Source organism: Marinococcus sp. LNHM4E3-1 (assembly GCF_056034405.1).
Map to the genome: position 1 here is coordinate 1 of NZ_JBQLID010000012.1, position 13,109 is coordinate 13,109.

The 13,109-nt window shown below is 47.3% G+C and carries 16 protein-coding genes, 1 tRNA gene and 1 other RNA gene; 2 read left to right on the plus strand and 16 right to left on the minus strand.

Going from position 1 to position 13,109, the window contains the following annotated elements:
• Window positions 1-118: 118 nt before the first annotated feature.
• Complete coding sequence (locus ACTRXI_RS12520) at window positions 119-529, minus strand: hypothetical protein (protein WP_474263006.1); 411 nt, start codon at window positions 527-529, stop codon at window positions 119-121.
• A gap of 158 nt (window positions 530-687) precedes the next feature.
• On the opposite strand from ACTRXI_RS12520, the gene ACTRXI_RS12525 reads away from it, so the two are divergent.
• Both ACTRXI_RS12525 and ACTRXI_RS12530 read left to right on the plus strand, forming a co-directional pair.
• A complete protein-coding gene (locus ACTRXI_RS12525; RefSeq protein ID WP_322526358.1) occupies window positions 688-1,014 on the plus strand; it encodes a thioredoxin family protein in 327 nt (108 codons plus the stop codon).
• Between the two features lie 119 nt (window positions 1,015-1,133).
• Window positions 1,134-1,484 carry a carboxymuconolactone decarboxylase family protein gene (locus tag ACTRXI_RS12530; protein ID WP_474263009.1) on the plus strand — a complete coding sequence of 117 codons (351 nt, stop codon included), beginning with the start codon at window positions 1,134-1,136 and terminating at the stop codon, window positions 1,482-1,484.
• 37 nt (window positions 1,485-1,521) lie between these two features.
• Here the strand turns inward: ACTRXI_RS12530 and ACTRXI_RS12535 are convergent, their stop codons facing one another.
• The 15 genes from ACTRXI_RS12535 to ssrA all read right to left on the minus strand — a co-directional run bounded on the left by ACTRXI_RS12535 (window position 1,522) and on the right by ssrA (window position 13,057).
• Window positions 1,522-2,145, minus strand: coding sequence for a hypothetical protein (locus ACTRXI_RS12535; RefSeq protein ID WP_474263011.1), 624 nt, complete (start codon window positions 2,143-2,145; stop codon window positions 1,522-1,524).
• Between the two features lie 102 nt (window positions 2,146-2,247).
• Window positions 2,248-3,219 carry a class 1b ribonucleoside-diphosphate reductase subunit beta gene (gene nrdF / locus ACTRXI_RS12540; RefSeq protein ID WP_474263014.1) on the minus strand — a complete coding sequence of 324 codons (972 nt, stop codon included), beginning with the start codon at window positions 3,217-3,219 and terminating at the stop codon, window positions 2,248-2,250.
• 18 nt (window positions 3,220-3,237) lie between these two features.
• The gene (nrdE, locus tag ACTRXI_RS12545; RefSeq protein ID WP_474263168.1) at window positions 3,238-5,292 is read right to left on the minus strand and encodes a class 1b ribonucleoside-diphosphate reductase subunit alpha; all 2,055 of its coding nucleotides are present in this window, start codon (window positions 5,290-5,292) and stop codon (window positions 3,238-3,240) included.
• Window positions 5,293-5,296: 4 nt separating this feature from the next.
• Window positions 5,297-5,692 carry a class Ib ribonucleoside-diphosphate reductase assembly flavoprotein NrdI gene (gene nrdI / locus ACTRXI_RS12550; protein ID WP_322526362.1) on the minus strand — a complete coding sequence of 132 codons (396 nt, stop codon included), beginning with the start codon at window positions 5,690-5,692 and terminating at the stop codon, window positions 5,297-5,299.
• A 439-nt stretch (window positions 5,693-6,131) separates the two neighbouring features.
• Entirely contained in the window at window positions 6,132-6,749 is a 618-nt protein-coding gene (locus ACTRXI_RS12555) for a redoxin domain-containing protein (RefSeq protein ID WP_474263016.1), read from the minus strand.
• A gap of 47 nt (window positions 6,750-6,796) precedes the next feature.
• The gene (locus ACTRXI_RS12560; RefSeq protein ID WP_474263018.1) at window positions 6,797-7,414 is read right to left on the minus strand and encodes a PepSY domain-containing protein; all 618 of its coding nucleotides are present in this window, start codon (window positions 7,412-7,414) and stop codon (window positions 6,797-6,799) included.
• A 162-nt stretch (window positions 7,415-7,576) separates the two neighbouring features.
• Entirely contained in the window at window positions 7,577-8,269 is a 693-nt protein-coding gene (locus tag ACTRXI_RS12565; protein WP_474263020.1) for a PepSY domain-containing protein, read from the minus strand.
• A 70-nt stretch (window positions 8,270-8,339) separates the two neighbouring features.
• A complete protein-coding gene (locus tag ACTRXI_RS12570; protein ID WP_474263022.1) occupies window positions 8,340-9,692 on the minus strand; it encodes a sensor histidine kinase in 1,353 nt (450 codons plus the stop codon).
• The gene (locus ACTRXI_RS12575; RefSeq protein WP_474263025.1) at window positions 9,689-10,387 is read right to left on the minus strand and encodes a response regulator transcription factor; all 699 of its coding nucleotides are present in this window, start codon (window positions 10,385-10,387) and stop codon (window positions 9,689-9,691) included. Before ACTRXI_RS12575 ends, ACTRXI_RS12570 begins: the two co-directional genes overlap by 4 nt.
• Window positions 10,388-10,423: 36 nt before the next feature.
• Window positions 10,424-10,921 carry a DUF1648 domain-containing protein gene (locus ACTRXI_RS12580; protein ID WP_474263027.1) on the minus strand — a complete coding sequence of 166 codons (498 nt, stop codon included), beginning with the start codon at window positions 10,919-10,921 and terminating at the stop codon, window positions 10,424-10,426.
• Window positions 10,922-10,955: 34 nt separating this feature from the next.
• Entirely contained in the window at window positions 10,956-11,147 is a 192-nt protein-coding gene (locus ACTRXI_RS12585) for a hypothetical protein (protein ID WP_322526369.1), read from the minus strand.
• On the minus strand, window positions 11,144-11,356 hold the full coding sequence (locus tag ACTRXI_RS12590; RefSeq protein ID WP_474263029.1) for a hypothetical protein: 213 nt from the start codon (window positions 11,354-11,356) through the stop codon (window positions 11,144-11,146). Before ACTRXI_RS12590 ends, ACTRXI_RS12585 begins: the two co-directional genes overlap by 4 nt.
• A 169-nt stretch (window positions 11,357-11,525) precedes the next feature.
• A tRNA-Thr gene (locus ACTRXI_RS12595) sits at window positions 11,526-11,601 on the minus strand.
• 92 nt (window positions 11,602-11,693) lie between these two features.
• Window positions 11,694-12,503 carry a zinc transporter ZupT gene (gene zupT, locus ACTRXI_RS12600; RefSeq protein WP_091616308.1) on the minus strand — a complete coding sequence of 270 codons (810 nt, stop codon included), beginning with the start codon at window positions 12,501-12,503 and terminating at the stop codon, window positions 11,694-11,696.
• Window positions 12,504-12,694: 191 nt separating this feature from the next.
• Window positions 12,695-13,057: a transfer-messenger RNA gene (gene ssrA, locus ACTRXI_RS12605) on the minus strand.
• Window positions 13,058-13,109 lie beyond the last annotated feature (52 nt).

Here is a 13,109-nt window from a genome sequence, read left to right on the forward strand (position 1 = left end):
CAGGCTATTTCTTTTTATCATAGCACAAAAAAACTGCCGACAAACTCTAAAATTAGAGTCATTGTCGACAGTCTGAGCCGGCCTGCCTGAAAGGCAGAACCGGCGTTTCATATTCTTGTTAGGACGGGAGTGTTACTTTGTCCATGAATGCTGAAAAAGCATAGGAATCTTCATTGTAGGCGTATAAAAACATGGATCCTGAAACAGCCGTCCGGTAGGAAACATTTTCCCATCCTCCGTTTTCAGTCACTTCCTGTTGGAACTGCTCCTCTGCCTGTACAGCCGCATCCCGGGAATCGAACTCATAAACCGCTACTTTTGTATTCGTGCTGTCTTCCTCCCACATTTCGCTTTCATGATCCATGGATACCGGGGCCGCAGGGCTTTCTTCTGTCTCCTGCATAGAAAGTCCGTTGCTTTCAAGCTCCGTGATCCATTGTTCTGCTCCCTCTGCCTCATTCCCACAGGCCGATGCAAGCAGCAGCATGCCTGCCGCTGCGCACGCTGCCATCCTGTTGAAAAGCCGCATTGCAGTCCCCCTCCTCCCGAAAAAAATGAATATGCTGCTGATTATGTATATGTTTATTCTAACAGGGATTTCCAGTCGAAACATTATTCTTCTCGTTTTTTTGCACATTTTTATGCCTTTGTTACAATAGAGAACAGCATGAAAGGAGCGAATAAATAATGACTACGAATAACCGCATTGAATCTAAAAATTCTTTTGAGGAAACAATACAAACAGAAACACCGGTAGCAGTAGAATTTTCAGCAGGCTGGTGTCCGGACTGCCGGAGACTCGATATGTTTATAGACGATGTACTGAACCGTTTTGACAGCGTGCCATTTCATAAAATTGACACCGAACAGCTGCCAGACATTACAAGCGAACAGGAAGTAATGGGCATACCGAGTATTCTTGTATTCCAGAACGGGGAAAAAATAGGCCATTTGCATAGCGCAGATGCTAAAACCCCGGGTCAGGTAAGCGACTTTTTCTCCAAATATTACTAAAGAAAAACTGCCGGGATTCCGGCAGTTTTTAATTTTTCTGGGCAGCCCATGCCGTGCTTTGTTTGAAATTGCCAGAAGCGGGAATGTTCCCTTCAGCATACTAAAAAGGAGTGAACATTATGGCAGTTATTGATGCCAAAGAAATATTAAGCGAATACCGCCGCGGCATAGAGCAATTCAGTGAATCCTATCAGGAAATCGCAAAAAATTACAACCGCTTTACGTCGAGTGCTTTTGAAGGCGGAGAAGTTTCGACCGCTCAGAAGCATTTGACAGCTCTTGCTATTGGCGTTCATCAGGGTGATACTACATGCATTGTTTACCATATGGACCAGTGTCTCCATCATGGATGTTCTGAGGATGAAATCAAAGAGTATATGGGTGTAGCGGCAGCTTTTGGCGGCGGCGAATCCATGAGTGAAGCAGTGACGATAGGCCTCGATGCCCTGCAGCAGTTAAAGGATAGATAAACAAGAAGCTGTTTCCTTTGCCGGAAACAGCTTCTTGTTATTTATCCAGGATATCTACAACAAATTGGGACCATGTCTCAAGCCGCTCATATGTATCCGGCTGGGACAGTTCATCCACGCTTGTCCAGAAGCCGCGGATCTGCTCCGTTTCTTTGACCTGTACGTCCACGTGCTCCGGAAGAATAAAAGTATATAGAATGCCGAGATGCACTTCACCGACGGCGTTATCGTCATCATTAATCAATCCAAGCGCCTGCATTTCCGCTCCTTCCAGAGAAGAAATATGAAGTTCTTCTTCCAGCTCACGGTCAGCATTTGTGTGCAGCAGCTCCTGAAATGTCGAAACACCGGATTCAGCATTCATATGCCCTCCAAACCCGAGGGACAGTTTATTATGCAGCCTTCCTTCTCCTCCGCCTGCAAGCCGTTCGTATGCGAATAATTGTTCTCCCCTTCGAATGACTACATAGGGAATCGGCTGTTTCCAGGAAGGGTCTTCTTCGGCGTCTCCCCGCCTTTTTTCCGTATATGTATCCGCAATCGTTCCAATAATTTCCTGAATTTGATCCTGCTCGTCCTGCACCCCGTGAAATGCCCGCGCTTCGCGTGCAAATACCTGCTCTCTTGGTGCTACTACAATCATTTCATCCATTTTACCCATACTTTTCACCTCTTTGTGATGTTCATCTGTACTTTATTATAATTATAGCGGAAATTTTTTATATACACATTAAAAAAGCCAGGCGCAGGCCCGGCTTTTTTGTTAGTCGAAAATGAAATCTTCGTCCCGGACCGGCTCCACTGTTGCTTTTTTGTAGCCGTTTCCTTTCATCGAGAAGAAATCATGGGATTTTGTTTTTGTATCCATGCCGTTTAATACAATCGGGTTAATTTCTTCCTCTTCAAAATACGCATCCAGGCCTAAGTTCATCAATGCTTTGTTCGCATTGTACCGAAGGAACTTTTTCACATCAGAGGTCAGTCCTACCGGATCATACAACTGTTCGGTGTAAAGCAGTTCATTTTCATACAGCTCCATGAGGAGGTCGTGGGCAAATTCCCGCAGCTCTTCCTGCTTTTCCGGTGTCTGGCGCTTGTAAATTTCCTGTGCCAGAAGACCAACGTATACCCCGTGGATCGCTTCGTCACGGATAATCAGGTTAATGATTTCCCCGCTCTGCATGAGCTTGCCCTGGCCGTAGAAATAAAGCGGATAATAGAAACCACTGTAGAACAGAAAGCTTTCAAGATAAACAGAAGCTACCATCGCTTTGTACAGGGAAATTTCGTCCCCGTCTTCGATTTTATTGTACTGCTCGACAATACGGGTAGCTTTTTTCTGCAGGTGCGGATTTTCCTTCACCCATTCAAACAGCTCATTGATTACTTCTGTAGAAGCAAGTGTCATGAAAATGTTCGAATAGGATTTTGCGTGCACCGCGTTTTCCATCATTGCCATAAAGTTTAATACCGCTTTGCGCTGGTGGCCTTCCACCTGCTCAGCAACCTTTGGCATGCCGACATTTCCCTGCTCTGTATCGAGCAGGGTCAAACCGGCGAGTACTTTCATATACGTGTCTTTTTCTTCATCGGATAAATATTTCCACGTGAGCAGATCCCCGTTTAGTGATATTTCCTCTGGAAGCCAGAACTGTTTTACGTTCTGGCTGTAAAACATCTGCGTAAAGTCGTCGTCTTGTTTTGACCAGTCGGCTGCGTCAAATATTTGATTCATGGGGTGATGCTCCTTTCTTTACACGACGCAGGAGAGGCAGTCGTCCTGTCCTGTGTCTTTTGTCCGCGCATAGTAAATCGTCTTGATACCTTTATGGTGGGCATAGAGATCAATTCGGTTCAGGTCTCTCGTGGTGATGGTGTCACGCACAAAGAGAGTGAAGCTGATGCCCTGATCGATGTGCTCCTGGATAGCTGCGATCATATCCACAACGTTGAACATATCCATGTCATATGCCGCTTTGTAGTAGAACCAATTATCCGGCGCAAGGCCCGGCATCGGGTAATACGTTTTCGAGTTGCCGTACGTCCGTTCTTCAATCCGCTCCATAATCGGCATAACAGAAGCAGTAGCCGACTGTACGTAGGAAATGGAGCCGGTTGGTGCGATTGCCAGGCGGTAGCTGTGGAACAATCCGTGCGTCTGCACCTGCTTCATCAGCTCTTCCCAGTCTTCAGCATCCGGCAGGGCCATGCCTTCAAACAGGTCCGCAATTTTAGCAGAGGACGGGAGGTAAGAACGGTTCAAATACTTGTCAAAGTAGGAGCCGTCAGCATAACTGGATCCTTCGAAGCCGTAGAACGTCTCTCCTGTTTCTTTTGCAAGCTCCATCGAACGCTGAATGGAATAGAAGTTCACAGCCATAAAGAAGAAATCAGCGAATTCCCTTGCTTCCTCACTTTCGTAGGCGATATGGTTCTGTGCCAGAAAGCCGTGCAGGTTCATCGCACCGAGGCCAATCGATTTCATCATCTGGTTGCCGCGGCGTACAGCCGGAGCATTCGTAATATTGGTATGCGTCGCTACGTGGGTCAGAGAATCAGTGGCGAGCTTCACTGTATCCTTGATCGTTTTGTGCTTCATAACATTGGCAATGTTCAACGAACCAAGGTTGCAGGAAATATCTAGGCCGACTTCATCTTCCTCGCCGTAATCCGTATAGCTTGATACCTCAGACGCCTGGAGGACTTCAGAGCAAAGGTTGGAGAATTTTACTTTGGACACGTTATTCAGCGCGTGCGCCCGGTTGACGTTATCCTGAAACATCAGGTAAGGGTATCCGGATTCGGACCGGAGAATCGCCAGCTTTTCAAGCATGCGGCGGGCATTGACCTTGTCTTTTTTCACGCGGTCGTCCTCGACGAGCTTGTCGTACATTTCGCTCATATCCATTTCATCAAGATGTTCACCGTACGCCCGGTACACTGTGTGCGGATAGAACAGATACATATCTTTATCCTGGCGGGCGAGCTCAACGAATTTATCCGGAATCACGACTCCGATTGATAATGTTTTAACACGCACGTCTTCATCGGCCGAAATTTTCTTTGAATCCAGGAAGTCGTGAATATCCCGGTGAAAAATATTTAAATATGCCGCGCCGGAGCCCTGGCGCTGCCCCATCTGATCTGCATAACGAAAAGCATTGTCGAGCAGCTTCATTACGCCGACGACACCTTTTGTCGCGTTTTCCACATCCTTAATGGCTTCGCCCTTTGCCCGGAGCTTCGATAAGTTCAGTGACACACCGCCGCCTACCTTGGACAGCTGCATGGAGATATCGACAGCCCGGGAGATATCATTTAAAGAGTCGTTTACTTCCAGCAGGAAGCAGCTGACTAATTCTCCGCGCCGTTTTCTGCCGGCATTCAGGAACGTCGGGGTGCTCGGCTGATAATCCTGGCTCATCATCATTTCTGCAAACTGCTCAGCTTTTTCTGCGTTTCCATTGCCGAAATAAAGGGCCACAACAGCCACCCGGTCTTCAAAGCGCTCAAGGATCATTTTCTGATCATTGGTTTTCAGCGCATAATCATTGTAAAATTTAAACGCGCTCATGAATGACGGAAAACGGAATTTCTTTTCATAGCACAGGTTGTAGACGCGCTCAATTTCTTCAAATGAATACGCCTCGAGGAATTCTTTTTCATAAAAGTCATTTTCGAGCAGGTAGTCGAGCTTTTCTTTCAGATCGTGAAAGAAAACAGTGTGCTGATTGACGTATTGAATAAAGTATTGATAAACGGCTTCTTTGTCTTTTTCAAATTGAAAGGACCCGTCCTTTTGGAACATAATCTCATTGTTTAACTGGATCCAGTCGGTGGTTTGTGTTTGTTGCAACTTTCATCGCCTCCTCTGCGAAAATGGACACATCGTTTTTTGTTCCGCTCAGTTCGAATTTATGGAGTATGGGAACGTTGTAGTTCACTGCAATCTGATTGGCGCTTTTGGCGAAATTGTCTCCCCATACTTTGTTTCCACTCGATGCTACAGCAAGAAGCTGCTCTGCATGTTCTTCGAGAAATGCTTCGGTGGATTCCGGGATATTTCCAAATCCCTTCGTATAGGTGATAAGGATAAACGGTTCATCGATTTGTTCCGCTTCATTCAGACTGTACACCCGGTCAAACGGGATTTTTTCCGCAAAACGCTTCACGTTGCCCGTCATAGAATCAAAAATGATCGGTATCATCGAATCCCCTCCTTACTTTCTAAAATGTACGAACATGTGTACATCATTCTTATACCACTACTATATATGGTGTAATCTTCTTTTTCAACATACATGATATAGATATTTTTCGTTTCATCCTCTTGACAATTAAAATCTCTGCCATACTTCCTTATACTCCTCGATTCTACCCTTAAAATTGTGCACATTTTCTGACAGAAAAAATTTCAGTAAGTAAGACCTGCTTCTATATCTAGTCGTTTATAAAAACTTCCAGTGTCTGTACTACTACATACAGACATGCATTTAGTCCAGCTCTCTATTTACAGCGGGATAATTTTCGGTAAATTCTTGATACTTTCAGTGTACAGAAAAATTTATCACGCATTATTTCAAACAAAAGCAGCCCGCGCTTACGCCGGCTGCTTCTCCATATTTCATCACCTTTTCAGGCGGGGTTTTATCTTTCTTTTAATTGAATTAGCTCGTTGACGATCCAGTAGGGGTCCGGCCGGGCGGCTTCCCAGACAGAAACTGCCACGGTGCCGTCCTGATCGATCACATACGTTACGTCTGCAGGGCAGTACGAATGATATCCGGCATGGCGCAGGGCCGCTTTAACCTCCGGGACGTCCTGAAGCAGGTGATCCCGGCAGGAGATGCACGCATTATACCAGGAGGCTGCCACAGCATTTGTGTCTGCAAGCACCTTTCCTGTAAAAGACATGTGCTGCAGCTCTCTCTGAAGGGCGGATACCTGCCCGCTGGCAGCTACTACGATCTGGGCTCCCATCTGCCGAAGCAGCGGGGAAGCCTCCTGATAGCTTCGCAGCCGTTCTGTTTCTGCATGTATCCAGCCGCCAAAACAGAAGAGAAGCACTACCGGACCCTGGAGGAGCAGCTGGTTTAACGTAACATTTTCCCCGTCCATGCTGGGCAGTGAGAATGCCGGTGCGCTCTCTCCTATTCTGAGTCCAGGGCAGAATCCCGGCCGTTTTTCCTGGTGCCATTCGTTCCATAAGATGCTTTTTGCCCGGTGCAGCTGTGAATGCAGCACCTTTTCCCTCAGTAGTGCCATTCCTGGAAGACTCCTTTCGGACCCCGTTCATCTGTTGGTGTTAGTCTTTAATTGTCGTTATCGTCATCGTCGTTGTTATCATCATCATCGTCATCTTCAATATCTCTGGAAGCGATCGTACCGTCTGCATCATTTATGAAGAAATCGCCTTCCTGTTCGTTCGTTTCCACCGAAAGGTCGTATCCGTTCTCTTCACGGTCCAGCTCCCATTCATTCAGCTCTCCGGAAACTTCGCCCATCCCCGAAGCCACAATATCTTCTAAACTGACGCTGTCCCCGTCCTGGATCAGCGGTTCTTCATTATCTTTATCATCATCGGTTTCTTTTTCAGTCACATTGCCGGAGAACGCTCCTACTTCAACATCGTATTCTTGTTCGCCTTCGAGCTCCACATCGTATTTCTGATCTTCCATATCCAGTTCCAGCTCAACCGCCTGACCGCCCGTTTCTTCCTCAGCAATCAGTACAGCTTCATCGGCAGTAATTTTTTCCTCACCAGAGCTGCTGTTGTTTTCGTTACTTTCTCCGGCTGTTTCTTCTGAAGATTTGTTTGAAGAGGTTTCTGCTTCCACGCCACTATTCATGGTCGTGTAAGCTCCTGCACCAATAACTGCACCAAGCGCCGTGACCCCCGCGAGACTGCCTGCAAGTACTTTCCCTTTCATGGTCATTTCCCCCTTTATTTGTTGTTACACCTTTACTATAGAGGCCCGACATGAGAATATCCCTACAAGAAAATGAGAAATTGATGAGAAATACATGGACGGCTCATAACAAGTAAAAAGACAAAAAAAGCCACCTGGAATCATCCAGGCAGCTTTTGCCGTTTAATCATCCCAGGTGACTGACAGTATTTCTCCGGTGATGCCGTGTACCTGAACCGTAGCTTCGTCGTCATCATTTTGTTCAAGCTCCACGTAGTAAAACGGCTCCCCAGCATCCGACGTTTCGAAATCAACGTCGTCCACTTCCCCGTTCACTTCCTCCTGCGCCACAGCTGCGGCTTCCTGTTCACTAAGCACTGTCTGGCGTCTTTCTTCACGCTCTTCCTGTGCTTTTTCTTCTAAAATATCTCCTGACCGCGCATCGATAGTCATTTCTTCCAACGCTTCGTCTTCGGCAAACTCCACTACGTACACGGCGGTTCCTTCCCATGTTTCCCGGCTGATTTCTTCAATAGAAAAGTCAGTCTCTTCTTCTGCCCGGGTGCGCGCTTCTTCTTCTGTTAGAGCTTCTGTATCACCAGTACTGTTACCCGCTACCCGTGTGACGCCTGTAACCGCTCCGTCTTCAGCATCCACCTGCAGCTGGTACGTCCCTCGGTCAAGCTCTGTCATCACCTCATAGGTGCCGTTTTGTTTTTCCACGCTAGTGATGTCACCCTGATACTGTCCCTGAACAGCCTGTTCAATTTCCTCCGGCGACATTTCCGGGGTAAAATACGGCGAAAACCGCCAGGCCCCAAAAGTGGCCACTATGATACCAGCCACCAGCACAAACAGAAAGATAACATTTTTCACCGCAGGCCCCCCTCTCCCTGTTGCTATTATTGTATCCGTTCATTCTGAGAAATTGATGAGAAAGGGAGAGTCATTCACTGGTTATAGGAAAAATTAAGCGGACCGCCGTTCCCTGGCCGTGCGTGCTTTCAATTGTGATGCGTGCGCCGAGAGCTTCAGTAATATCTCTGGCAAGCGACAAACCGAGCCCGTAGCCCCCGCTTGCCCGTGTTCTCGACTCATCCACCCGGTAAAAGCGTTCGAAAACTCGTTCAATATCCTTTTCCGGAATACCGATGCCCCGGTCAATCACAGCGATGACCGGTTCTGTATCTGTCGTTTCGATTTTTACATCAATGACATCACTGCTGTATTTCCGGGCATTATCAAGCAGGATATACAACAGCTGCTTCACTTTGTCGGGATCAGTCTGAACGATTGCCGGCTCCCCGGTTAATTCGATCTCCCGGTGGTAGCTGCTGCGGTAGTTTTCCACAGCATCTGCCGCCACCGTCTCCAGGTCCACTTCGGTAATATGGAGGTTTTCTTTTTCATTCTGACGGGCAAGCAGCAGAAGCTGCTGGGTCAGCTCCCTCATCCTCACCGCTTCGGAATGAATGGCTTCCACCGATTCTTCAATGATTTCGGGACGTGAGGCTCCTCTTCTCTGCAGCAGGCTGGCGTATGATTCAATCACAGTCAGCGGCGTTTTTAACTCATGCGACGCGTTGGATACAAACTGCTCCTGTTTATGATAATTTTCTTCGAGACGCTCAATCATTTCATTAAACGTCTCCCCCAGCTGCTCGATTTCATCCCTGGACTTCGACGACGTGGAAATCCGCTTGAATCTGCCGCTTGTCTGGATATCACGCATAGTAGCTGACAGCGCTGCGATTGGACGGAGGATTACCGTGCTCAATAAGCGTGCCGAGAGAAAGACCGGGATGACAGCCGCAATAGTAGCGACTATTAATATTATCCGGAGCACCGCCAGATTTTCTTCTGTCTGGCGGAGGCTGTCGGTAATCTGAATGTTTGCCACCTGTCCATCTGTCCATATGACCGGCACCGAAACGAATGCGTACCGCTCCCCGTTATGTTCCACCACCCGTTCATATTCTTCGGAATAATATTGAACGGGCTCCCCCGTTAAGCTTCCCTCTTCCGGGGAAGTTACCGTCGCTGCCTCCGACTCATCCTGCAGTACAATTCTGGCCATCCCTTCCGTTGGGGTATACGCCCGGAGCAGCTGTTCGACCGAAAAATTATCCGCGGATTCATTAAACGTGGAGGCTGTCTGTCTTCCTTCTTCTACAGTCTGTTCCACCTCACTTCCGATCATCATGCGGGAAAAGGAAAAGTAAATAGCAAGCACTAAAAGAACGACGAGCACAAATACGAGCACCGATGTATATAAATGAATTTTATTTCCAAGCTTCATGAGAAGTCCTTCACCACGTAGCCAACGCCGCGCACAGTCTGGATATGCGCGGTCCCAAATGGTTTATCAATTTTGTTGCGCAGATAACGAATGTATACGTCCACCACGTTCGTTTCCCCGAAATAATCAAAGCCCCACACCTGCTCTAAAATCTGGTCCCGGGACAGCACCTGCTTTTTGTTTTTCAACAGATAGGAAAGCAGGTCAAACTCTCTGCGCGTCAGCTCTATCGGTTCCCCGCCGGCATACACTTCCCTGGCCGACTCATTCAGCCGCACTTCGCCCACAGAGAGCCACTGCTCTGCTTCGGCTTTCAAAGCTGCTTCTGCCTGAAAGCGGAGCGAGGAACGGACACGGGCGAGAAGTTCTTCAATTTGGAACGGCTTTGTAATGTAATCGTTGGCCCCGAGGTCGAGTCCGGAAACTTTATCCTCCACAGAATCTTTAGCAGTAACAAGCAGAACCGCTGTTTTTGTGTTCTGGCTTCGTATCCGGCGCAGCAGTTCAATACCGCTGATGCCCGGAAGCATAATATCAAGAATAATTAAATCCCACGGCTCCGCCTGGTACATGGCAAACCCCTCAAGACCGTCAGAAGCTTTCTGAACATAATAATTTTCGTAGGTGAGTTCAAGCTCAAGCACCCGCGCAATTTTTTCTTCATCTTCAACAATCAGTATACGTGCTTGTTCCATTAGGCATCCCTCGATACGCTGCCGGATGGCAGTCTATTATGATGAAGAACGTTGGTTCGAAGCTTTACCCCACAAAGTGATTGTTCTCCATGTGAAATAAACAGCGGTTCCAATTAAACAAATAAGGAAAAATGAAGGAAAAAACCACCCGAGTCCCTCGCTTTCATTCAGGGCCGTACGGACGGTCTGCCACTGAACATAGACAAATCCGAGCGACAGCTCTACGAGGAGCACAGAAATGAGAATCTGTCCCTCCCGCTTAAACACTTCTATTTGATGCTCATTCATTCGCACCGGCAGACGGAACCATCCCGGGTAGCGGAGAGAAAAATACGCCCCGATCCAGATAGCGATCAACGCCAGCGGCGGAACAAATAAATAATACTTTGCAGCATATTCGTTCGGGTCTCCGGTGGCGTCGAAAAACTGGGGCACAATGTAGGGAAGACGGGTCCAATAGAAAAGCACAATCGCCAGTATTCCTATTGAAGCCACACCCCCTACAATTAATGCTGTTCTTGCAAACGTCGGCATAACGGTCTGCCTCCTACTATTCTTTATTCCAGCTTCACCACTGCTGCTTTTTTAACGCTTTTGATATCATTACTAGCGTAACAATACAGGACATCGCAATAATGACCATGACGATGCTCCACATCCATTCTCCGGAAATGACGAAGAAAACGCCGAGAATCAGACTTAGCACCACAATAAACCCTTCGAACCAATAAAAGAATTTTACAGCTGCATTTGTGTTCATGACTTTCCTCCTGATTTTTCTTTTGATTTCTTTTTATAGCCTGGCTTTTTTCTGCCCGTCTGGTACGCTCCAAGCAGAGCACTCAGCATGCCAATTGCTGCGACGATAACGTAAAATGTAGATCCGCCAAGCCACAGGAAAAAACCGGCAGTCGCCGCAGCCAAAACTAAAAATATTATATTAAACGTAAACAGCACCGGGGATCTCAAACTACCCCTCCCTTTCGACTTTATCTTATATCAACGTATCATTTTCTTTTCTTATTGCCCATCTTTTCATCAAAAAGAGGCCAAAATATTTCCTCATTGGTCTTTTCTCTTTTTAGACCGGTTTAAAACAAAAAAGCACCCATCTGTATGGGCGCTGTAATGATATGAATGGTGCTAGTGACAGGACTTGAACCTGCGACCTGATGCTTACGAGGCAACTGCTCTACCAGCTGAGCTACACTAGCGAACGTTTACGGCAAGTAATAATATACAAAAAGAAAAATTGGGTGTCAATCAAAAAAACAGAGGCCGGTCGCGGCCTCTTGCTTTCATACACTTAAATAAACAGCAGCAGACTCAAGGCCATTACGGCCATACCACTCACTACCCCGTAAATCGATACGTGGGTTTCATCATATTTTTTTGCCGCCGGCAGCAGTTCATCCAGAGAAATGAATACCATAATGCCAGCCACAGCAGCGAAAATGATTCCAAACAGCGTATCGGTCAAAAACGGCATGAGCAGAAGAAAAGCCAGAATAGCACCAGCCGGCTCTGATAATCCTGATAAAAATGAAAGTCGGAATGCTTTGCGTTTGCTTCCGGTCGCAAAATAAATCGGTACCGAAACAGCTACCCCTTCAGGAATATTGTGTATCGCGATCGCAAGAGCGATCGCAAGTCCAAGGCCCGGGTCATTCAGAGCAGAGGTAAACGTAGCGATACCTTCAGGAAAGTTATGTATAGCAATAGCAAGAGCTGTGAAGGTCCCCATTTTCATAAGGCCCTGGCGTTCAAGCTCTTCCTTTGACATATGCATATCTTCCACCCGCTTTACTTCATGCGGATTTCCTTTTTGGGGGACGAGCCGGTCAATGGCGGCAATAAAAATCATCCCTCCAAAAAATCCCCCGACGGTAACCCACTGGCCTCCGACTTCTCCGAGCGCCCCGACCAGCGACTCCTGTGCCTTAAAAAATATCTCCACCATGGAGACATAAATCATCACACCTCCGGAAAAACCGAGCGAAAAAGCCAAAAACCGGGTATTTGTCGTAGAAGTGAAAAAAGCCAGTATACTTCCGATTCCTGTGGCAAGCCCGGCTCCAAGTGTTAACAAAAATGCATAAATGACATTTGGTTCCATACGCTGCCCCCTTTGTAATCTGATTGGCTTCACGATTCTTTCCCTTATGCAACATTTTAACCATTATTCAAATGTTGTGTCAATGCAAAACTTCCCCCGGCGGAAAGCCGGCGCCGTTTTTCTCTGCGCCGCGAACGAAAAAAGGTGCCCACGGCTGGAAAGCCGTAAGCACCTGTTGTCTCCAGTATGTATGGTGGAGACGGTGGGATTCGAACCCACGTCCAGAGATATTGCCACTTTAGCATCTACGAGCGTAGTCGCTATATTATCATTCACCAGTACGTCAGCCTAGCAACAGGCTTCCGTACGGCTAGTCTGATTAGTCTCTTCAGCCGCCCTCAGACGGAGGGCGAACTGCGTAGCCCACTAAGAGTGAGACCCCAAATCATTCCACGCGGGCGATGGAATGCGGGATCCGCAAAAAGCAGTTGTTACGCTGCTACTGCGAGGTTTTCGTTGTTTTTGCCAGTTATTATTGGCGTGGCATTTTTACGAGCTGCCTCTCGGCTCGCAGCTAAAGCTCAACCTATCCCTGTCGAAGCCGTAACGTCCCCATGTGAAGGATAAGCATGTGCCCATAGGTTTATGAGCGACATACTATATTAT